Here is a 20,629-nt window from a genome sequence, read left to right on the forward strand (position 1 = left end):
TTAGGTTTTTATATCAACTTGTTCGATAAAGTCATATATGTAAATTGTATGCATCGTAAACTTAGAGATTATTATTATTGATATTACTTTTTTTCTTAGAATTCTTTAACACCATGTCCAATTGTTTTAACTACCAATTTACCATCGGTAGAATGAAATTCAATTGTTCTTCCATGGCCTCCACCAGTATCTTCAGCTTTAATAGGTATCTTATATTCTTTAAGTATTTCTTTTACAGCAATTGCGTTTCTCTCACCAATCTTCATAATATCATTCTTAGTAGAAAAGGAAAACATTTGTGCTCCACCAGCTATTTTACTTATCATCCGATATTTTTTTGCGCCCTTTTTCACCATGTCATCAATCAGGAGGTCTATACCTGTGTCTGCAAATTTAAATGGATTTGTGTTATTCTTAATGGTTTTACTTGATGGTAACATAATATGTGCCATCCCTGCAACCTTTGTCACAGGGTCATAAACACAAATGCCAACACAGGAACCAAGACCTAGAGTAGTTAGTACTCCGGGAGATTTCACTGTTTTTAAATCAGCCATCCCTACCTTTACTACATCAGCCTTCATTAGTAACACCTAGACTTTTTAACAATATATCGTATGAATCATAATCTGGAACTAGTAAAAAGAAACCGCTAACGTTATCATTTCCATTTCCTTCCAAAAACTCCGTTTCAATGATTAGTATCTTATCACTTACTTGACCAAATTGAATAGCTGGTACGCTAAGTATAGCTCCGGCCATATCAATAGCCAATGAAGGGACAGATATCTTTAAGTTTAGTCCTGTTAAAGCTGATAATGAAGAAACATAAGCACCTGATAGAATATTACCTATTTCGTTTAAAGCTGACTTTGCGAAATCATCAATAATATTTGCTTCGTAACCACTCATGAGCAAACTTATTAGATTCTTTGAAGACTTTATGTCTAATAGAAACATAATGCTTCCATTCAAGTCCCCTTCTATCTTGAATAAAATACTACAAGTTAAAGCCTCTGCACCTCCAAGAAATTCAGGAACATCAGCAAATTCTAAAACATTAACTTTAGGAACATTCATGTCAATTTTCTTATTTAACATTTTGGCTAACGCAGTAGCTGCATTGCCGGCTCCTATATTACCAATCTCTTTTAATACATCTAGGACTAAGGTATTCATATTATTCAGATAATTATCCATTCTAACACTCCTTATTATAAGTCCTTTTCTATCTCATTTATATCTAATACTTTGTAAAGATCAATAATCATTATTATACGGTTGTTCTTTTTTCCTATACACTTAACATAACTTTCCTCATTGCTTCCCTTTAAAGCTGGAGCATCATCAATGTCATCATCACCTAACTGGATAACTTCTGATGAAGAGTCAACAATCATTCCAACTGTTACTTCTTCTAGCTTTACTATAATTATTCTTGAGTTATCGTCATATTCTTTCGGGGCAAGTTTAAACCTTTTCCTAAGGTCAATTACCGGTACAACGTTACCCCTTAAATTAATTACTCCCTTAATAAAATTTCTAGTGTAGGGAACACGAGTTATTGGCATAACCTTTTCAATAGTTTCAACGTTATGAATATCTATACCATAGTACTCATTTTCTAGCTTGAAAAGAACATATTCTTGGATAGCCATAAATATCCTCCTTCTTAGTTGAATTTCAATATTTAAAACAGTGAGTTTGGATCAACAATTAATGCAATTTGACCATTACCTAAGATTGTAGCACCTGCTATAATTTTTATTCCAGATAAGTATTTTCCTAATGATTTAATTACTACTTCTTGTTGGCCAATAAGGTTGTCTACAACTAATCCTGCCATTTTGTCACCCTTTTTAACCACAACTATAATCATTTCATCATTATCTTCAGATATCTCGTCTACTTGGAGGATTTTATTCATTCTTAATATTGGTAGTGTATTATTTCTAAATAGAACAACTTCTTGGTTTTGTACTTTTCTAATGCTATCTGACTTAATCGTAGCAATTTCTTTAATGGAGTTTAGAGGTAATGCGTACTTTTCTTCACCGATAGTAACCATCAAAGCTTGAATAATTGCTAAAGTTAAAGGTAATCTAATAATAAACTTAGTTCCTTTATTTTGCTGCGAATGCACCTCAACTAATCCGCCAAGAGACTCAATCTTTGTTTTAACAACATCAAGACCTACACCTCTTCCAGAAATATCTGAAATTTTATCAGCTGTACTAAAGCCAGGCTTAAACAATAGGTTGATAATCTCCTGATCATTCATATTTGATGCTGCTTCACTCGTCACTAAACCTTTAGATATTGCTTTATTTTTAACCTTATCTATAGGAACACCCTTACCATCATCTTCAACCTCTATTACAACGTTGTTTCCATCTGGATAAGCTCTTAAATAAACATTGCCACCCGTAGGTTTGTTTAATTCTTCTCTAGTCGCTGGATCTTCAATACCATGGTCAATAGAATTTCTAAGTAAATGAATTAACGGATCTCCTATTTCATCTATTACTGTTCTATCAACTTCTGTTTCTTCTCCAGTCATATATAGATTTATCTCTTTGCCCAATTCCTTTGATAAGTCTCTAACCATTCTTGGGAAACGATTGAATACTCTTTCTATAGGAACCATTCTTACCTTCATTACTGCATCATGAAGACTAGTTGTTATTCTTTCAAGGTATTCAACTGCATCATTCATATTTGTATTAAGCTTAGATTCCTCAATATCCTCTAATCTTGTTTTAATTATTATCAATTCACTTACAAGATTCATTAAATTGTCTAAACGATCAATATCAACTCTTACAGTTTTTGAAGTTTTTGATTTAGCTTTCTTTGCTGTTTTAGCCGGAGTAGGATTACTTTTCTTTTCTACTTCCTCACTAACTTCATTAATCTTCTTAACAGGGATGTCTTTGATAGGTTTATTAGTATTTGCTTGTGGCTGAATTTCTTCAATTAAAACCTTGTTTATTTCCGAAATACTTTGTATCTCGTTATGTGTCGTTCTCTCATCTAATTTTGTAATAAAAATTATTTCAAATGAATCATCAAATTTTTCATCTTCAATTTCCTCAGCAGTAGGCTTTGACTTTATAATGTCTCCAAATTTCTCTAAAGTATTGAATACTATAAATGCTCTTGCAGCTTTAAGCATACAGTTTGCATTTAAAACCACCTTAATCTTAAAAGAGTTGAAATTGCTCTCATTTGCCTTCCTAACAGTCTTACTTGTAATGTCTTCAAGTTCAATCGAAAACTCACCACTTACGTCTTTTACTGCATCAGTGTCACTAATTTCTTCACTTACTACATTAGCCTCATCCTTGCTTTCAACAGAATATTCGTTATTCATAATTTTACTTAACTTGCCTATAAGTGGTTTAGGATCTAAGTCACCTTCTACACCGTTCTTAATAATTTCGTTTATGTATTCTTCCAAGGTATCAAAACATTCAAATAAGACATCCACAATATGCTCGTTTAATCCAATTTCCTGGTTTCTCACGGATTGAAGAACATTCTCCATCTCATGGGTTAAATGAGCCATTTTCATATATCCCATTGTCCCTGACATACCCTTTAGTGTATGGGCTATTCTAAAGATCTCGTTAAGTATTCCTAAGTCGTCAGTAGTAGCTTCAAGTTTTAAAAGTAATTCATTCATACTTTGAAGATGTTCCTTAGATTCCTCAATAAAAATATCAATATATTGATTCATGTCCATCACTTACACCTCCACTGCTTTTATTATTTCATCACTAATATCATCAATCGGTAAGACTTTATCAACAACTCCAAGCTTTATTGTCGACTTTGGCATACCAAATACTACACAACTTTCTTCATCCTGGGCTATTATATATGCTGAATTATTTTTTAGATTTTTAAGGCCTGCAGCTCCATCGGAACCCATACCAGTAAGGATTACTCCTATAATATCCCTAACACCTGTTCTAGCTAAAGAATTCATAAGCACATCTACTGAAGGTCTATGGCCTGATACAGGTGCCTCCTTATTCAACTTAATTACATAAGTATCGCCTTCTTTAACAATCTCCATATGCTCAGAACCTGGAGCAATATAAGCGTGTCCGGGAAGTAGAATATCATTATGTTCTGCTTCCTTTATACTAATTTCAGATATTGAATCTAATCTGTTTGCCAAAGACTTAGTGAAACCAGGTGGCATGTGCTGAACAATTACAATAGCGGCGTCAATATCCTTAGGGATATGGGGTAGAACATTCTGTAGAGCTCTAGGTCCACCAGTAGAAGTACCTATGGCTACAATTTTTTTCATTCTACTCTTACTAGAAACTGTTCTCTTTGTCCTCTGGACTGTTTTTCTGGTTACACCTAGACTATCATTTTTGTTGAGAAGGTTCTTTCTAAATTTAACCTTAGATGCAATAATTACCTTGTCAATCAATTGCTTCTTCATATCATCAACATTGATTTTAAAAATGTTACTAGGTTTTGCTATAAAATCTACTGCTCCATATTGTAATGCCTTAATAGTTGAATCGGCACCTTCTTTGGTTAAACTACTTAGCATAAGGACTGGTACAGGATAGTCATTCATTATTTTTTTGAGTGCACTTAATCCATCCATTATAGGCATTTCAACATCTAAAGTGACAACATCCGGCTTATCCTCTTGTATCTTTTTTATAGCTTCTTCACCATTTTTTGCAGTATTAATTACATCAATGTCTGGATGAGAACTAACTATGTCAGACAGTATTTTTCTCATGAAAGCTGAATCATCTACTATTAGCACCTTTATTTTAGACATTTATATCAACCCTTTTTTTCTTAATTTTCTTTGATTCTTGAATATAAAGGATATGATTTTCGAGCGAATACTTTCGTCTATAGCTGTAAAACAGATACCTACATCATACTTTATTATTGAATCTGCTTGTGGTGAACACCTAATAACCTTTCCAAATGGTTCAACAACATCATTATCAAGATCCATAATACATTTCACTACTGTATCCTTTGGTAGTTTCTCTTTTGTAATTAGTCTCAAACCACCTCCACTAATATCTTTACTAATTGCAGCAATAGTTTTTATAGGTGATCCATTTTCAATTATTTCTAAATCCATATTTAGTACTATACTCAATCTAAAGAAGTCTCTTCTTTGAAAGTGTTTTATATCACTTATCTTCTTGACTAAAAGTATTTTTATATTTTCTTTTTCCATCCTATTGACTACTTCAGCAGTAAAGTAAAATGTACCTTTGTTCTCTTTACTAAAAACTATATTGATTCTTTTTTCAGAAGCGATAGGATAAATTTTACCTTTATGAATAGGCATGGCTATAGAAATACGGTTATCATTGATAACAGATAAAATACTACTTTTCATCTTAAGAAATGATTCTCCATTATCAATTTCGATTTCAATATTTTCACCTAGTTTAAGTAATTTACTTATCTTTTTTTCCAAGAATGATCCTCCTCAAATTGCTCTGTCAATACAAAACTTTAACAGTTTAATAAAAATTTCAGCATTTACTATATACACTTCTACATTTTATTAAAAAGATTATTTACAAACCTTTTAAAGCTTGAGAAATTTTTCAATTCTCTCTGATTATTCAAAAGATTATATGCTACTGATTCAATTCCTTTACTAGCAACTGAATTTGGAAACTTTATCATAAATGGTTTTTGCTCCTTTACAGACTTTCTTACTGCTACATCTTCGTATATAAACCCTAATTTCTCAACTTGAAAGTCTAAGAACTTTTTTGTTGCTGAATTTATTTTGTCAAAAACTTCGTGACCTTCTTTTGTGGATTCAATCCTATTAAGCACAAGCTTAATGGATTTTTTCTCCCTCTTAATATTCTTTATAAGGGCATAGGCATCTGTAATAGATGTAGGTTCCGGTGTAACAACCAATATAACTTCATCGGATGCCTCTATAAAGGATACGACAGAACTATTAATTCCAGCACCTGTATCAATTAAAATATAATCTGAACATTGGTTTAGCAAATAAAAGTTTGATATTAGGTTTTCGATTTCATCCTTAGATAAATCAATTAAATCCATTATACCAGAGCCACCAGAAATTATATTTATACCATTAGGGCCCTTTACTATTGTATCCAATATACTAAGTTCATTTCTAATGACGTTAGCTAATGTAAATTTAGGTATCAGCCCTAAAACAACATCAATGTTACCTAACCCTAAATCGGCATCTATTATTGAAACTCTTTTGTTTAATTTGCTCAATGCTATCCCTAAATTTATTGTAAAATTTGTTTTTCCAACTCCACCCTTACCACTAGTAACTGCTAGAACTCTTGCGCTATTCTCTGGTTTTGTACTCATATTTATTACTTTATTTTTGCTTTCTTTAAAGCTTCCTATAAGTTGTCGTAAATTATGCGCTTGATCCTTCATATTAATCACCTACAAACAAGTTAACAATATTGTCAATATCGATGAGTTCTATATCGTCAGGTACACTTTGCCCGGTAGTTACATATGATAGTGGCATCGAGGAAAGAAACTTGGCATTTAAAATATTGCCTAAGGATGATGCCTCATCAATTTTGGTAAATATCAAATTATAATAATCTAGAAATTGATATGAATCTATTATTGCTTTCATATCTTTATAGCCAGTTGTCAAACTTAAAAGTAAAAATACTGTAGGTGACTCTACAGTTGATATTAGAGTCTTAAGTTCAGCCAGCAATTCTCCATTCTTATGATTTCTTCCTGCAGTATCTACAAAAATGAAATCTTTATCAGCATACTTTTCCATTGCATCTTTAAGCTCACTTTGCTCATATATAACTGTTATCGGCACATTTAGGATCTCACTATAGGTTCTAAGTTGATCAACAGCCGCAATTCTATATGTGTCCGAGGTTATTAATGCAACAGATTTGTTATGCATAATCGTTTGTTTTGCTGCAAGCTTAGCAATAGTCGTGGTTTTTCCAACACCTGTTGGGCCCACAAAGAAAATCACATTCTGTTTTTTAGAATTATTATCAATAACAAAGGGAGTACCCAAATAGTCTTTAAGGATAATTTTAATTGCATTTTTAATAGACTGATCATTTTTATCAGAGATACTTATTTGTCTACTAACAATTGATAAAATCTTATCTGAAACGGATTTGATAACATTTTTATCTTCAAACATATCCTCATATTTTTTTAAGATACTTGCTACTTCAGACTTAGGTTCTCCATCGATCTTTTTTAATACATTTGTTAAAAGTGATTTGATTGAGCTTATTTCATTATTGATGGTATTCACATCTGTCATCTCGGAGTTCAGGATGTTTGAACCTTCACTACTTGAAAAGGTTCTCTGTCTAGTTAAGTTTTGCTTAGGTGAATTTATAGCTTTATTCTCTTCCTTATTCTTAGAATCCACTGCGGCAACAACTTCAAATAATGGCTTTTTGAAAAGCCCACCTAGTCCAGGCTTCTTGATTTTTCTTGTGTGAAGTATTATCGCATCTCTTCCTAGTTCACTTTTTACCTTAATCATAGCCTCTTGAACATCTTTGGCTATATATCTTTTAACTTTCATTATATCTTCACCGTCCCTATAGACTGAATCTCAACATCAGGGTCTATTTCGTTATAGGATAATACAATCAAATCAGGTATAAGTTGTTCTGTTAGAATTTTAAAGTAAAATCTAACTATAGGGGCCGTTACTACTATAGGCTGCTCACCTACCGAAACTAACTTTTGTATGTGCCCAGAAAGATTATTTAATATAACTTGTGTTGTAGTAGGATCTAAGGATAAATATGATCCGTGCTCTGACTGCTGAATTGACTGCATAATCACTTTTTCAAGTTCAGGATCGAGCATAACTACCTTAGCGCTTTTATTAGGTATATATTGCTTAGTTATTGATCTCCCTAGTGCTTGTCTTACATATTCAGTTAACATGTTTGCATCTTTAGTTAACAGACAATAATCCGCTAGGGTCTCCAGAATTGTTACTAAGTCTCTAATTGAAACTTTCTCCTTAAGCAAATTACATAAAACCTTTTGAATTTCGCCATAACTCATGAGTTTCGGTACTAACTCATCAATCAGTGCAGAGTGATTTTCTTTAACATTATCAATTAGAGTCTTAACTTCTTGTCTTCCTAACAATTCGTAAGAATACTTTTTAATAACCTCAGTTAAATGAGTTGATATTATTGACGATGGATCAACTACTGTATAACCCAGAATTTCTGCCTTTTCACGATCATCATCAGTAATCCACTTTGCTGGTAGACCAAAAGCTGGTTCTACTGTATCAATACCAGGAATTGTATCATCAGCATTTCCTGGATTCATAGCTAAAAAATGATTAAACATTATTCCACCTTGTGAAACTTCTGTCCCTTTAATTTTTATTACATAGTTATTTGATTCCAACTGTATATTATCTCTAAGTCTTATCATTGGAACAACCATACCAAGCTCCAAAGCTATCTGCCTTCGAATCATTACAAGTCGGTCAAATAAATCTCCCCCCTGATTCGGATCAGCCAAAGGTATAATACCATAGCCAAACTCTAATTCAATTGGGTCAACCTGTAATAACGGTATAATATTTTCTGGCTTTCGTATCTCCTCTACCTCGGCTACTTCTTCTTCTACTATTTCATCACTTTCGTTTTTGATGATTTCATTACGTAGAATGAATCCTAAGTAAATAAATAAGCCTGATAGTGTAAAATATGGTACAGTTGGCAATGGGGTAATACCTAAAACAAATAAAACTCCACTTATTATAAACATTACTTTTGGCTGTCTAAATAATTGATTTATTAGATCATTTCCTAAGTCAGTATCTGATGCAGCTCTTGTAACTACAATACCTGTTCCAGTTGAAATTAACAAGGCAGGTATCTGACTTACTAGACCATCACCAACAGTTAATAATGTATATTGCTGTATAGCTTCGGTAACATTCATTTTCTTCATAATGACTCCAATAACGAAACCAGCCGCTATATTTATTATAGTAATAATAATCCCCGCTATGGCGTCTCCCTTTACAAACTTACTTGCACCATCCATGGCTCCATAAAAATCGGCTTCATTTTGTATTTTCATTCTTCTTGCTCGAGCTTCACTCTCCGAGATCAAACCAGAGTTAAGATCAGCATCGATAGCCATTTGTTTTCCAGGCATAGCATCTAAAGTAAAACGTGCTGCAACCTCGTAAACCCTTTCAGAACCTTTAGTAATAACTAAAAATTGAATGATAACAATGATAATGAAAATTATGAAACCTACTATAGCGTTACCACCGATAACAAAATTACCGAAGGCTTCTATTACACTTCCAGCATTTCCATCTTTCAAAATATATCGGGTTGTCGATATATTAAGTGATAACCTAAAGAGTGTAGTTATCAATAAAAGTGATGGGAATATTGAAAATTGTAAAGGCTCTTTATTATATATTGAAATTAGTAATATTAATAAAGCCAATGAAATATTTACGCTTAATAATAAGTCCAAAACAACTAAAGGCACAGGAATTATTATTATCATAATAATCGCTATTATAGCTACGACAACAATAATATCGCCAAATTTCATTTGATTTCCTCCTAATTGAACAAATTAAATTATTACAATGTCATGTAATAGATATCTACCAAAGTCCTAAAGTGAAAGATTTTTCTGATTCTAACCCTTTAAGCTGTAAATATATGCTAAAACTTCTGCTACAGCATGATATAAGTCTGGAGGAATAAATTCTCCTATATCAACAGTATAAAATAACTTCCTTGCAAGTGGTTTATTCTCATAAAGTGGTATGTTATTCTCAGTTGCAATTTTCTTTATATTCTGTGCAATCAAATCTTGCCCCTTTGCAATTACCTTTGGTGCTTGATGCCCATCATCGTTATAGGCTAATGCAACAGCAAAGTGAGTAGGATTGGTAATAACAACATCAGCCGTTGGCACATCCTGCATCATTCTACTCATCGCTATCTGACGCTGTTTTTGCTTTATCTTTGATTTGATTTGCGGATCTCCTTCAGTCTGCTTATACTCTTCCTTAACATCATGTTTAGACATTTTAAGTTCCTTTTCAAATTCCCACTTCTTATAGAAGTAATCTAATACTGCTAAAATAAGAAGTATCATGGAACATCTCATTGTTATGGCTAAAACAACTTTCCATAAATAAGCCATTATATGTTCAATATTCATATCAAAAACATTAAGTATATTGTTATATTCCTTAATTAAATAATTTACTGTGACTAATAAAAGAATAGCTATTTTTAAAAGTGCTTTTACAAGTTCCACAACGGATTTTAAAGAAAACATTCTTTTAAAACCACTTATGGGGTTAAGTTTGTCTAATTTAACTGCAAGTGTTTTAGTAGTAAAAAGGAACCCTACTTGCATATAACTACAAATCAGGCCAACAGCTAAGGAAAGAAACAAAAGAGGTAAAGCAAGCTTTAAAATAGTCCATAATACTTCATTAGACATAAGAGTAATATTTTTAACCGTGTAAAAATTATTAACAGATGAAGAATAGTTTAGTATCTTATTGTAAAACTTGTCCATTTCCTTATACCAATAGCTGTGAAAAAAGTTAATTGCAAGAAAAACACAAATCAATACTAAAGCAGAGTTAATCTCTTTGCTTTGGTGTACCTGACCCTTTTCCCTAGCTTCTCTTCTACGTTTAGGAGTTGCTTTTTCAGTTTTCTCACCTGTGAAAAGCTGTAGGTTAATCTTAAAAATTGTCATTTAACCATCCTTATATTAACTTTGTCCAGTTTGATCATAGAAAGCTCTGAATTTGCTATGATTAATATTAGATTAAATAGCTTTGTCAAAGAATTCTTTAATATAGTCAAACATTATTGAAAAAATGTTATTAAAGACTCCAAGATAAAGTGGTAATATTATAAACAAAGTAACCAGTCCTATAAATACTTTCAATGGCATTCCCACCATAAAAACATTCATTTGTGGCATAGCTCGAGATAAAATTCCTAATAAAACATTCGCTACAAAAATCGTTATAATTATCGGAGCCGACATCTTGAAACCAATAATAAATGAAACTCTTAAGATTTCAGTAACCTTGTCCACAAATAAGAGGTTAATATTTTGATATCCTATAGGGATCACCTTGAAACTATATAAAATAGCCTTTATTACCATATGATGTAAATCTGCAGCCAAAAAAACTAATGTAGCTATAATATAGTAAAAGTTAGCTGTTATTGGAATCTGTGATTCATCTTGGGGACTTATCACGCTTACCATAGAGAATCCAATATTTCTATCTACCATAACCCCTGCTAAATAAATCGAATTTAGTACTAAAAGAGATATGAATCCTATAATAAGTCCAATAAAAAATTCAAAGATCATAAAGTATAGTAATTGATATATGCTAATAAAGTTTATTTGCTCTGAAAATATAACAATAGGAAAAGCTACTAAAGTTAAAAAACCTGAGAAACCAATTTTTAAAGGTATTGGAATAGTCTTGTTTCCAAATAATGGTGTCAACAAGAAAATTCCACTAATCCTACTAAAGACTAAAAATAATAAAATCGCTTTTTCCATTATATCCATTTAAAATCTTCCATTCTATTTATGTTAGCAAAGCTCAAATTACTTTATTAGCAACTGATATAGTCTTCCAAGATTTTAATGGAAATTGATTTTTGACTAATTAATAAAGTTATTTATATTTGAAAAAATATATGTCGTAAACTCTATTGCTTTTCTTAGTAGCCATGGTCCTAACATTATTAGTGATAGAAAAACAGCTAGAATTTTAGGTACAAAAGCTAAAGTTGCTTCTTGAATTTGAGTGGTTGCCTGAAATATACTTACAGCTAAGCCAACAAACAATCCAGCTAACAATAATGGTGACGCTAATAATATCACTGTAAACATGGCTTGCTGCAATATATCAAGTACTAAACCTTCATCCATCTTAACACTCCTAATTAAACCCAACTAAAATGTGTTTAATGATTAGATTCCAACCGTCAATCATTATAAAAAGTAGTATCTTAAATGGTAGTGAAATCATAACAGGTGGTAACATCATCATTCCCATAGACATTAATGTACTTGCAACTACCATATCTACAACAATAAAAGGTATAAACAATAGAAATCCAACTCCAAAGCCAGTTTTGAGTTCACTTATTATAAAAGCAGGAACTAAAGCCCTTGTTGGTACATCCTCAAGTTTTTTTGGCTTTTCAACACCTATAGTATTTATAAATAGCGCTAGATCCTTTTGTCTTGTCTGTTTGAACATAAATTCTCTTAAGGGTTTGACTGCCTCATCAGTAGCCTCCTCAAAAGATATTTCACCATTAGTATAAGGTATAATGGCGTTTTCATTAATGGCATCAAACGTTGGTGCCATAATAAAAAATGTCAAAAATAGTGCTAACCCAATTAAAACCTGATTAGGTGGCGTTGTTTGGGTAGATAATGCTTTTCTTAAAAAGGATAATATAATTATTATCCTAGTAAAGCTTGTCATCATAATTAATATTGATGGAGCCAAAGCCAAAACAGTGAGTAATACAATTATCTCTATGCTCGATGCAATCTCCTCTGGACTTTCAGCTGAATCAAAATTTAAACTGATTTTAGGAATAGGCACCTCCGGCTCAGCGTAAACCGTAGATCTATTTGTAATAGCATAAAAGTTACTTAGAAGAATTACTATTGCTATAGTGATGATAAAATATCTTAATATTTTATTCATTTTTTCATCCTTACCTGTAATATAGTCCAGAATAAGAAAACAGAGTTGTTAAAGTCCTAAGTTGAAAATAAGTGCTCCCATAATATGATCTAAACGCTCATAATTTTCTATTCACTATCACTAACATTCATTTAGGATTTTTTAATAACATTTTCTCTGCTACTTACTCTTAAAATTTTTAAATATTTCACTAAATGATATATTACTCTGCATACTATCATCTATATGTAAAGAATCAAGTTTATCTATCAATTGTGCACCACTTTTGCTCAAATACATAAGATAGTAATGGCTTTCTAATTGAATTAAAATAAGTGACTTGTCCACACCTAGTGGCAATTTCTCAATAAACTTAATATTTCTTCCCGACATATTACCCTTAATTCCACCGGATACTAGCCGAGTTGTAAAAAAGGCTAAAACTATAATTAAAATGGATGCAAAGAATACAATAATAGGATAATAACTATTCATTTAAGTAGCATTTCTCCCTTCAATCTAACCAAGAACTTTCTTTACTGCTTCGATTACTCTATCTGCTTGGAAAGGTTTAACAATAAAATCACGTGCACCAGCTTGTATAGCCTCAATAACCATAGCCTGTTGTCCCATAGCCGAGCACATAACTATTTTTGCATCTGGAGATAACTTTTTAATTTCTTTAACAGCTTGTATACCATCAACCTCTGGCATAGTAATATCCATAATAACTAGATCAGGACTTAACTCTTTATACTTTTCAATCGCCTTTTGACCATTTTCTGCTTCACCTAAAACCTCATATCCATTTTTTGATAAAACATCACGGATCATCATCCTCATAAAAGCTGCGTCGTCAACTATTAAAATTCCATTTGCCATAATACTTCCTCCTTTAATTATCTAGAAATTATTTAATCGTTTTTGTGGATTTATAATCTCAGTAATTCTAATCCCATAGTTTTCATCAACTACAACCACTTCACCCTTCGCAATCTGTTTCCCGTTGACAAGAATGTCTAGAGACTCCCCAACAAGCCTATCTAGCTCTATAACTGTACCAGGACCAAAATCAAGGATTTCACTGATTTGCTTTACTGACCTTCCTAGTTCTACAGTTATACCTAAAGGTACATCTCTAATAAGCCCTATGTCACTATAAGAGTTATACCCATCATTCATATCATCGAAGCTTTCAAATTGTAATGGTTTAACATTAACAGGATCTTGGTTAACATTATTGCTAATTCTATTGCTTGAATTTGAAATACTACTATTATAGCTTGCATTGTTATCATTATTTCTGATATTTTGAGGTTGTTGGACATGAGTTTGATTCGGAATATTATTTACACTATCATCAACAATATGATTATCTTCAGATAATATATCTGCATTTACTTGACCATGGGACGAATTACTTCCCATGTTTAACAACGGAGATACCAACTTCTTTGCAAATTCAATTGGTATTATCTGCATTATTTCACTATCTATTAGATCTCCAACTGTCATGTTAAATGCTATTTTAACAATACTTTGATTTCCACTAAGCAACATATCTTCATAGTTTTTAGTTGATAAGTCTACTGAAAATGCTTCTGGCGGAAGAATGTCAATTTTTGTACTGAATATTTCGGAAAGAGATGTACATGATGACCCAATCATTTGGTTCATAGCCTCACCGATAGCACTTAAATGAATGTCAGTAAGATCTTGTGAAACGTTTTGTCCATCACCACCCATCATCAAATCAGTAATTATTTTTACATCTTCTTCATTTAGAACTAAAAGGTTAAATCCTTCAATTCCTTCTCTATATTTTATTCTAACAGCAACACATGGTATAGAATAGTTACTTGAGATCTCATCAAGTGTTGTCACTGAAACCTTTGGAGTAGTAATTGTAACCTTCTGTCCTAGCAAAGTAAACAAAGTAGTAGCCGATGTTCCCATGCTAATATTACCGACTTCTCCTAAAGCATCCTTTTCATCATTTGACAAGTCATCATAGTCTTCTGGAGCATCGGATGATGATCCTTTTAGTAAAGCATCTATTTCTTCTTGAGAAAGCATATCAGCCATTTAGCTCATCTCCTTCCTGTATAAGGTCACTAATTCTAATAGCCACTTTCTTCTTTATAGTACCGGGTTTACCTAAAAACTTTTTTTGTCCCCCTACTATAACTTTTATATCTTCATATATTTTTGTATCCAGCTGAACAACGTCGCCAACTTGAAGATTCAAAAAATCACCAACAGTTATATCAGCGCTACCTACAATAGCTTTAACATTTACAAAAGTTTTCTCTAAGCCAACTTTTATAGCATCCTTCTCTTTACTAGTAATTTCTTTATTATTGGATGAAAACCAAAGCTTTGAGTTAAGTTTTTGAATAATAGGCTCAAGAACAAAATGCGGGATACACATATTTAATAAGCCTTCAACTTCACCAATGCTTATGCTCAGAGTAACTAATGCAATAGTCTCATTAGGTGAAACAATTTGAGCAAACTGGGAGTTTGTTTCAATTTTTTCCAATGACGGATTTAAAGTTATAATATTCTCCCAAGACTCCATTAGCAATTTGTTAATTTTGACAAGTATCCTCTTCAAAAGAGTTATTTCAATTTCAGTGAAAGTACGACTTTCCTTAAGTAGTCTACCATTTCCACCTAAAACTCTTTCAATCATAGAAAAAGCTACATCAGTTGAGATATCCATTATTATCTGACCATTTAATGGCGAAAAATCCATAATAGCAAGAACTGCTGGATCGGATATGGAGTTGCTAAACTCATGATAAGTTAGCTGCTCAACTGAAAGAACATCTATATTTATTAATGTCCTTAGGTAACCAGATAAAAAAGTGTTTAGAAGCCTTCCAAAATTTTCATGGATTATTTGTAGTGTACGTAATTGCTCCTTGGCAAATTTGTCTGGTCTTCTAAAATCATATTTTTTTACCTTTTTTTCTATGGTTTCATCCTTAAATTCTTTGACGTCTACTTCACCAGTGCTCAAGGCCTGGAGCAGGTCATCAATTTCGTTTTGTGAAAGGACATCTGACAACTACGTCACCTCCAACTATTATTGGATTATAAATTCAGTAAAGTAAATATTTGAAATATCTTTGGATTGTGTTATTTCCATTACACTATCCAAAACAGCTTTTCTGGCATTTTGTAAACCTTCTTTTCCTGATAATTCCTCTGCAGTTTTACTCCTTAATAATTCTAGCACACTGTTAGTTATCTTGACCTTGCTTTTGTTAAGAGTTTCAAGAACCTTAGTATTTGTATACTCTATTGTTATACTAGTCTTAAGAATGTTACTGCTATCTTTCAAATTAGTGTACATGGCATCTAGCCTAAATTCATAGTAATCAATTTTCTTCGCCTTATCATCTGACTTTTTGTTTAGAACAAAAAAGAATATTGCACCAAAGATTAAAGCTAAAACCAATAAACCAATCAGGCTAAACAGTATAACCTTTTTCACAGTCATAATATTGTCCCCTTTTTAATTCAAATGTGAAAATTAATCTATATTGTCATATCTCAGAAATTAGAACTTCATTAATTATAATAACATATTTAGTTCTATAATAGACTCTTTTTTATAAAGTCATCTTCATAAGATAATGCAATTTTCAGAAATACAACTTATAAACATAGAATGCACTTATTAATTTACATTTTCAATTTCTGAATACTAAAGACCTCTAGGTTATTCAGGGATTGAAAATGTAAAGTTTCATTGCAGTTTCTATATGGAAAACTTAATAATTTGGCTCGCTTTTTTCATTGTCTGAATTCAGTATTACAATATCCACTCTCCTGTTTTTAGCTTTATTTTCATATGTATCATTCGGAGCAACAGGGTGGTATTTGCTATATCCAGAAACCGATATTTTATCAGGCTTCATTTTTGTTTCCTCAATAAAAAATCTAGCAACATTAACTGCTCTAATAGTCGATAATTCCCAATTTGTAGGAAATTTTCTACTATTCTTTATAGGATCTGAATCAGTATGACCCTCTACACGAATAAATTTATCAGAAAACTGCTCTTGATTAAGTAAGTCTGAAATAAATCTCAAGGTCTTTTTAGATTGAAATTTTAGCTCAGCTCTCCCAGAATCAAAGAGAACATTATCATCAAATCTTAGTAAGAGGCCTCTATCATCTAGCTCTACCTTGATTTGATCCTCAAGGTCATTATCCTTTAGATGTTTTTCAAAACTTGCCTGTAGAGCCTTCAATTTAGTAATTTCCTTTATATTAGCTGTAATCTTATTAGTAAGGGTAGAATTGTTTACGAAATGTGTATCATCTAAGGTCTTTCCCCCACTTAAGACTCCAGCTGACCCCTGAAAAGATTCCATAATTGCTTGAAATTTCTTTGCATCTATTGTCGAAAATGCGAACAATAACACGAAAAAGCATAGTAGCAATGTCACTAGGTCACCATAGGTAGCCATATATTCAGGTATTCCACCTGCTTCTTCCTCCCTTGGTTTTCTTCTACTCATTAGCAGTAGCCCCCATATCTTCTTGATTACCTAACATTTTTCTAACTGCAGGTGACAAGAAAGCTTTAAGCTTCTCTTCGATAATTCTTGGGTTTTCACCGGCTTGTATTGAAAGAAGTCCCTCTATCATAATTTCCTTGATCAATACTTCCTCTCTACTTCTGAGTTTTAACTTTTTCGCCAATGGAATACAGATGAGATTTGCAAAAAGTGTACCATATAAAGTTGTAATTAAGGCAACAGCCATACTTGGTCCAATTGTCGATGGGTTATCTAGCTGTTTAAGCATTGCAACCAAACCAATCAATGTACCTATCATACCGAAAGCTGGAGACAGAGTTCCCATTGTATCTAGTATACTCTTCCCTTCACTGTGTCTTTCTTCTAAAAAGGCAATTTCTGTTTCAAGTATATTCTTAACCAGTTCTGGATCTGTACCATCTACTATAAGCATAACACCCTTTTGAAGAAATTCGTCATTTATACTTTCAACAGCTTCTTCTAGAGCAAGCAAACCTTCTCTTCTTGCTATATTTGCAAGGTCTACAACTTTACTTATAATTAGACCAGTTTCTATATTATTATTTGAAAAAGCCTTTTTTACAACGTTAAAGGTAGCCAATACTTTTTTTAATGGATAAGCTATGAAAGTAGCCGCAAAAGTACCACCCATAACAATTAAAATTGAAGGTGTATCCCAATACCAACTAAGACTACCTGCATTCATAATTCCCCATAAAATAAGTACAACACCTGAAATCAATCCTACTATGGTTGCTAAATCCAATGACTACACCTCATTTCCTTGATATTTTATAATGGGATTACCTTGCCCAAAAACTTTCCTCTTATATTCTACAACTTTGACAATAACTTCGTCAATACTCTCTGATACGACAATTTTCCTACCAGTAGTCATGGATATTACTGTATTTGGCGTTGCTTCAATGAACTCAATTTGCTCACAATTCACAACAAGCGCCTTTTCATTAAGCCTAGTTAAATATATCATTTGAACCATCCTTTGTTATCTCTATAAGCCTCTGGACCACCAAGGCCCAGAGGTTATTTATAAAACATAAAAAGTAAAATTCTCTTTTACAAGTTACTATCTCTTAAGATTAACTAACTCTTGAAGCATTTCATCGGTAGTTGTAATAATACGTGAGTTCGCTTGAAAACCTCTTTGAGCAGTTATCATCTCAGTAAATTCAAGGGACAAGTCAACATTTGACATTTCTAATGAACCAGGCTTTAAGTCCCCAAAGCTTCCTGTCATTGGCGCTCCATATTTAGGAGTACCTGAGTTAGGTGAATCAATAAATAGGTTCCCACCTATTTTTAAAAGGCCGGCTGGATTGTCGAAATCAACCAATCCGATAGTAGCTAAAACCTTATCTTCACCGTTAGTGAAGGTTCCAAATATTTCTCCAGTAGTGGCTATATAATAACCGTCTAATGTTCCAGCTGATCTTCCAGAAAGCTGAACACCCTTTACATCAGACTCACCGCTAACCTGATTAAGAATTGGTTCATTATCATCGTTTACAAAAACATCAGGTGACATCGCTATAGTTATATCATCTGCGCCAGGATATGATAAGGTAAAGGTTTCAGGAGTTCCAGCTGGACCAACAGCTGCAGTACCTGCCGCGTCAGAATAAAGCCCACTATTAAACACAACAGGTGGAGTTGCAGTAGGGTCCGCATTCCGAGCCTCACAAACCCCTGAAGAATTAAATCTTATATATCGTTCAGCACCAGTACCACCATACATAACGGTTCCAGCCTCATCCGTAATTGTTACCTGTCTAGTACTATAGGCAGGAGGACCAGCATATTTATTAACTGCCCCAAAATCAATAGTAAGGTTATGCGTATCACCTAAACTATCGTATACTTTAACAACTGTAGAAGCAGTAGCATCATCAATATTGATATTTCCATTCAATTCTATTCCAGTCGTAGCTGTTGCGGGCTTAATTTCAGATCTGTTAAGCTTTATTGGCTCTAAATTCTTATCTAAAACCTTGTATCCACTAGGTGTTACAAAGTTTCCTTCTTGATCAAAATCGAAATTTCCTGCCCTGGTATAGTAATGACTCTGAGCATTGGCGTCTCCTGACACTATAAAATATCCATTTCCATCTACCATTAAATCTGTGGTATATCCAGTACTTTGCACTGTACCTTGAGTATGGTTAACACTTATAGATCCTACACCAACACCTAGACCTATTTGCTGTGGATTTGTTCCACCTCTACCACCCTGTGGAGCACCTGCACCACTAATTGTCTGAGCAAAAATTTCTTTAAAAGTAATTGAACTTCTTTTAAAACCTACAGTATTTACATTCGCTATATTGTTACCAATAATATCCATTTTAGTCTGGTGAGTTCTTAGCCCTGATACTCCAGAGTACATTGATCTCATCATGGTAAATGACCTCCTTATTATTTGCCGTAATCTATCTCTTCTGTCATTCAGAGATAAAAAGCTTCCTTCTGAAGGTCCAGCTTATATTATTACGGCTCCATCAATATTTGTAAAAATGTTTTCTTTTAGCTGCTCATCACTAGCGGCTGTAATAATAGTTCTATTTTTTACGCTAGCAATAAAGGCTTTGTTATCCATTAGAATAAGAGCTTCTCGTACACCTTTCTTTTCTGCCTGCTGAATAGCACCATTAATTTTGCTTATTTCAGTATTTGAAAGGTCAATGTTTCTAACCCTCAGCCTCTCCAGAGCATGCTTTGAAAACTTTACATCTTGTTTCTTTTCAATACCACTTAAGATTTCTTGAAAAGATTTTTTCTGCGTAACTAAGTTCTGCGTTGGTTTAATATTATTGCTCTGACTAATAATCAAATTATTATTAAGTCTCACTTATTTAATAACTCCTCTCCTTCTTTTACTCGTCATCATCAAAATAGCTTTCAAAGGCATTATTCAATTTAATTAACTGATTAATTATCTCTGTATCTTTTTCTAAAGTTGTTTCTTGATTCTCATTTAACTCTTTAATTAACTCGCTTTGCTCAAGTATCGACTCATTAGTCTTATTCATTAAAACAACGTTTAGCTCCATAGCAGTATTTAAATTAGTTAACTGCTCTAAAGAACTAAATTGTGCCATTTGAGAAATAAATTCCTTATCCTCAATAGGATTTAATGGATCTTGATTAGCCAATTGTGTAGTTAAGAGCTGTAAAAAGGCATCTTTATCAAGCTCAGCGTTTGGGTTATTAGAATTTTGATTCTCAGGTTTTGGTACTAAATTGGTATTAGGGTTGTTACTCACTGCATCAGCCATTGGCT

The 20,629-nt window shown here is 32.7% G+C and carries 24 protein-coding genes; all 24 read right to left on the bottom strand.

Translation table 11 applies throughout. From position 1 onward, the window contains the following. Window positions 1–95: 95 nt before the first annotated feature. Window positions 96–584, bottom strand: coding sequence for a chemotaxis protein CheD (locus R9X47_RS02065; protein ID WP_432665030.1), 489 nt, complete (start codon window positions 582–584; stop codon window positions 96–98). Continuing rightward, window positions 574–1,200: a chemotaxis protein CheC gene (locus R9X47_RS02070; protein WP_432665031.1), complete on the bottom strand. Its 627-nt coding sequence runs from the start codon at window positions 1,198–1,200 to the stop codon at window positions 574–576. Before R9X47_RS02070 ends, R9X47_RS02065 begins: the two co-directional genes overlap by 11 nt. A gap of 14 nt (window positions 1,201–1,214) precedes the next feature. Further along, window positions 1,215–1,658 carry a chemotaxis protein CheW gene (locus tag R9X47_RS02075; RefSeq protein WP_432665032.1) on the bottom strand — a complete coding sequence of 148 codons (444 nt, stop codon included), beginning with the start codon at window positions 1,656–1,658 and terminating at the stop codon, window positions 1,215–1,217. Window positions 1,659–1,690: 32 nt separating this feature from the next. After that, window positions 1,691–3,745 carry a chemotaxis protein CheA gene (locus tag R9X47_RS02080; RefSeq protein WP_432665033.1) on the bottom strand — a complete coding sequence of 685 codons (2,055 nt, stop codon included), beginning with the start codon at window positions 3,743–3,745 and terminating at the stop codon, window positions 1,691–1,693. Between the two features lie 3 nt (window positions 3,746–3,748). Next, complete coding sequence (locus tag R9X47_RS02085; protein WP_432665034.1) at window positions 3,749–4,816, bottom strand: protein-glutamate methylesterase/protein-glutamine glutaminase; 1,068 nt, start codon at window positions 4,814–4,816, stop codon at window positions 3,749–3,751. Beyond that, complete coding sequence (locus R9X47_RS02090) at window positions 4,817–5,479, bottom strand: flagellar brake protein (RefSeq protein WP_432665035.1); 663 nt, start codon at window positions 5,477–5,479, stop codon at window positions 4,817–4,819. A gap of 80 nt (window positions 5,480–5,559) precedes the next feature. Further along, window positions 5,560–6,447, bottom strand: coding sequence for a MinD/ParA family protein (locus R9X47_RS02095; protein WP_432665036.1), 888 nt, complete (start codon window positions 6,445–6,447; stop codon window positions 5,560–5,562). A gap of 1 nt (window position 6,448) precedes the next feature. After that, window positions 6,449–7,597, bottom strand: coding sequence for a flagellar biosynthesis protein FlhF (gene flhF / locus R9X47_RS02100; RefSeq protein ID WP_432665037.1), 1,149 nt, complete (start codon window positions 7,595–7,597; stop codon window positions 6,449–6,451). Continuing rightward, complete coding sequence (gene flhA / locus R9X47_RS02105) at window positions 7,597–9,624, bottom strand: flagellar biosynthesis protein FlhA (RefSeq protein WP_432665038.1); 2,028 nt, start codon at window positions 9,622–9,624, stop codon at window positions 7,597–7,599. Before flhA ends, flhF begins: the two co-directional genes overlap by 1 nt. Before the next feature lie 90 nt (window positions 9,625–9,714). Next, entirely contained in the window at window positions 9,715–10,797 is a 1,083-nt protein-coding gene (gene flhB / locus R9X47_RS02110) for a flagellar biosynthesis protein FlhB (RefSeq protein ID WP_432665039.1), read from the bottom strand. A gap of 72 nt (window positions 10,798–10,869) precedes the next feature. Beyond that, window positions 10,870–11,637, bottom strand: coding sequence for a flagellar biosynthetic protein FliR (fliR, locus tag R9X47_RS02115; RefSeq protein ID WP_432665040.1), 768 nt, complete (start codon window positions 11,635–11,637; stop codon window positions 10,870–10,872). Between the two features lie 96 nt (window positions 11,638–11,733). After that, on the bottom strand, window positions 11,734–12,003 hold the full coding sequence (gene fliQ, locus R9X47_RS02120) for a flagellar biosynthesis protein FliQ (protein WP_432665041.1): 270 nt from the start codon (window positions 12,001–12,003) through the stop codon (window positions 11,734–11,736). A 10-nt stretch (window positions 12,004–12,013) separates the two neighbouring features. Then, entirely contained in the window at window positions 12,014–12,796 is a 783-nt protein-coding gene (gene fliP / locus R9X47_RS02125; RefSeq protein ID WP_432665042.1) for a flagellar type III secretion system pore protein FliP, read from the bottom strand. Between the two features lie 159 nt (window positions 12,797–12,955). After that, window positions 12,956–13,270, bottom strand: a complete 315-nt coding sequence (locus R9X47_RS02130) for a flagellar biosynthetic protein FliO (RefSeq protein ID WP_432665043.1) — start codon at window positions 13,268–13,270, stop codon at window positions 12,956–12,958. A 24-nt stretch (window positions 13,271–13,294) separates the two neighbouring features. Continuing rightward, a complete protein-coding gene (locus R9X47_RS02135; protein WP_432665044.1) occupies window positions 13,295–13,657 on the bottom strand; it encodes a response regulator in 363 nt (120 codons plus the stop codon). A 21-nt stretch (window positions 13,658–13,678) separates the two neighbouring features. Next, window positions 13,679–14,860, bottom strand: a complete 1,182-nt coding sequence (gene fliY, locus R9X47_RS02140; RefSeq protein ID WP_432665045.1) for a flagellar motor switch phosphatase FliY — start codon at window positions 14,858–14,860, stop codon at window positions 13,679–13,681. Next, window positions 14,853–15,848, bottom strand: coding sequence for a flagellar motor switch protein FliM (gene fliM, locus R9X47_RS02145; RefSeq protein ID WP_432665046.1), 996 nt, complete (start codon window positions 15,846–15,848; stop codon window positions 14,853–14,855). Before fliM ends, fliY begins: the two co-directional genes overlap by 8 nt. Before the next feature lie 18 nt (window positions 15,849–15,866). Next, the gene (locus R9X47_RS02150) at window positions 15,867–16,283 is read right to left on the bottom strand and encodes a flagellar basal body-associated FliL family protein (RefSeq protein WP_432665047.1); all 417 of its coding nucleotides are present in this window, start codon (window positions 16,281–16,283) and stop codon (window positions 15,867–15,869) included. Window positions 16,284–16,557: 274 nt separating this feature from the next. Then, the gene (locus R9X47_RS02155) at window positions 16,558–17,310 is read right to left on the bottom strand and encodes a flagellar motor protein MotB (protein ID WP_432665048.1); all 753 of its coding nucleotides are present in this window, start codon (window positions 17,308–17,310) and stop codon (window positions 16,558–16,560) included. Continuing rightward, window positions 17,303–18,097, bottom strand: a complete 795-nt coding sequence (locus R9X47_RS02160) for a motility protein A (protein WP_432665049.1) — start codon at window positions 18,095–18,097, stop codon at window positions 17,303–17,305. The genes R9X47_RS02155 and R9X47_RS02160 overlap by 8 nt, the downstream gene beginning before the upstream one ends. Before the next feature lie 3 nt (window positions 18,098–18,100). Next, window positions 18,101–18,322, bottom strand: a complete 222-nt coding sequence (locus tag R9X47_RS02165) for a flagellar FlbD family protein (RefSeq protein ID WP_432665050.1) — start codon at window positions 18,320–18,322, stop codon at window positions 18,101–18,103. 96 nt (window positions 18,323–18,418) lie between these two features. Further along, the gene (locus R9X47_RS02170; RefSeq protein WP_432665051.1) at window positions 18,419–19,747 is read right to left on the bottom strand and encodes a flagellar hook protein FlgE; all 1,329 of its coding nucleotides are present in this window, start codon (window positions 19,745–19,747) and stop codon (window positions 18,419–18,421) included. A gap of 81 nt (window positions 19,748–19,828) precedes the next feature. Next, on the bottom strand, window positions 19,829–20,197 hold the full coding sequence (locus R9X47_RS02175) for a TIGR02530 family flagellar biosynthesis protein (RefSeq protein ID WP_432665052.1): 369 nt from the start codon (window positions 20,195–20,197) through the stop codon (window positions 19,829–19,831). A 25-nt stretch (window positions 20,198–20,222) separates the two neighbouring features. Next, window positions 20,223–20,624, bottom strand: a complete 402-nt coding sequence (locus tag R9X47_RS02180; RefSeq protein ID WP_432665053.1) for a flagellar hook assembly protein FlgD — start codon at window positions 20,622–20,624, stop codon at window positions 20,223–20,225. Window positions 20,625–20,629: the final 5 nt, after the last annotated feature.

It is taken from the genome of Wukongibacter baidiensis, assembly GCF_050888315.1.
In the GTDB taxonomy this organism is placed as follows: Bacteria; Bacillota; Clostridia; order Peptostreptococcales; family Caminicellaceae; genus Wukongibacter; species Wukongibacter baidiensis.

Excerpts from the sequence above, each read along its gene's own strand:
- R9X47_RS02065 (WP_432665030.1), bottom strand. The coding sequence starts at position 584 with ATGAAGGCTGATGTAGTAAAGGTAGGGATGGCTGATTTAAAAACAGTG.
- R9X47_RS02070 (WP_432665031.1), bottom strand. The coding sequence starts at position 1,200 with ATGGATAATTATCTGAATAATATGAATACCTTAGTCCTAGATGTATTA.
- R9X47_RS02075 (WP_432665032.1), bottom strand. The coding sequence starts at position 1,658 with ATGGCTATCCAAGAATATGTTCTTTTCAAGCTAGAAAATGAGTACTAT.
- R9X47_RS02080 (WP_432665033.1), bottom strand. The coding sequence starts at position 3,745 with ATGGACATGAATCAATATATTGATATTTTTATTGAGGAATCTAAGGAA.
- R9X47_RS02085 (WP_432665034.1), bottom strand. The coding sequence starts at position 4,816 with ATGTCTAAAATAAAGGTGCTAATAGTAGATGATTCAGCTTTCATGAGA.
- R9X47_RS02095 (WP_432665036.1), bottom strand. The coding sequence starts at position 6,447 with ATGAAGGATCAAGCGCATAATTTACGACAACTTATAGGAAGCTTTAAA.
- flhF (WP_432665037.1), bottom strand. The coding sequence starts at position 7,597 with ATGAAAGTTAAAAGATATATAGCCAAAGATGTTCAAGAGGCTATGATT.
- flhA (WP_432665038.1), bottom strand. The coding sequence starts at position 9,624 with ATGAAATTTGGCGATATTATTGTTGTCGTAGCTATAATAGCGATTATT.
- flhB (WP_432665039.1), bottom strand. The coding sequence starts at position 10,797 with ATGACAATTTTTAAGATTAACCTACAGCTTTTCACAGGTGAGAAAACT.
- fliR (WP_432665040.1), bottom strand. The coding sequence starts at position 11,637 with ATGGATATAATGGAAAAAGCGATTTTATTATTTTTAGTCTTTAGTAGG.
- fliQ (WP_432665041.1), bottom strand. The coding sequence starts at position 12,003 with ATGGATGAAGGTTTAGTACTTGATATATTGCAGCAAGCCATGTTTACA.
- fliP (WP_432665042.1), bottom strand. The coding sequence starts at position 12,796 with ATGAATAAAATATTAAGATATTTTATCATCACTATAGCAATAGTAATT.
- R9X47_RS02130 (WP_432665043.1), bottom strand. The coding sequence starts at position 13,270 with ATGAATAGTTATTATCCTATTATTGTATTCTTTGCATCCATTTTAATT.
- R9X47_RS02135 (WP_432665044.1), bottom strand. The coding sequence starts at position 13,657 with ATGGCAAATGGAATTTTAATAGTTGACGACGCAGCTTTTATGAGGATG.
- fliY (WP_432665045.1), bottom strand. The coding sequence starts at position 14,860 with ATGGCTGATATGCTTTCTCAAGAAGAAATAGATGCTTTACTAAAAGGA.
- R9X47_RS02150 (WP_432665047.1), bottom strand. The coding sequence starts at position 16,283 with ATGACTGTGAAAAAGGTTATACTGTTTAGCCTGATTGGTTTATTGGTT.
- R9X47_RS02155 (WP_432665048.1), bottom strand. The coding sequence starts at position 17,310 with ATGAGTAGAAGAAAACCAAGGGAGGAAGAAGCAGGTGGAATACCTGAA.
- R9X47_RS02165 (WP_432665050.1), bottom strand. The coding sequence starts at position 18,322 with ATGATATATTTAACTAGGCTTAATGAAAAGGCGCTTGTTGTGAATTGT.
- R9X47_RS02170 (WP_432665051.1), bottom strand. The coding sequence starts at position 19,747 with ATGATGAGATCAATGTACTCTGGAGTATCAGGGCTAAGAACTCACCAG.
- R9X47_RS02180 (WP_432665053.1), bottom strand. The coding sequence starts at position 20,624 with ATGGCTGATGCAGTGAGTAACAACCCTAATACCAATTTAGTACCAAAA.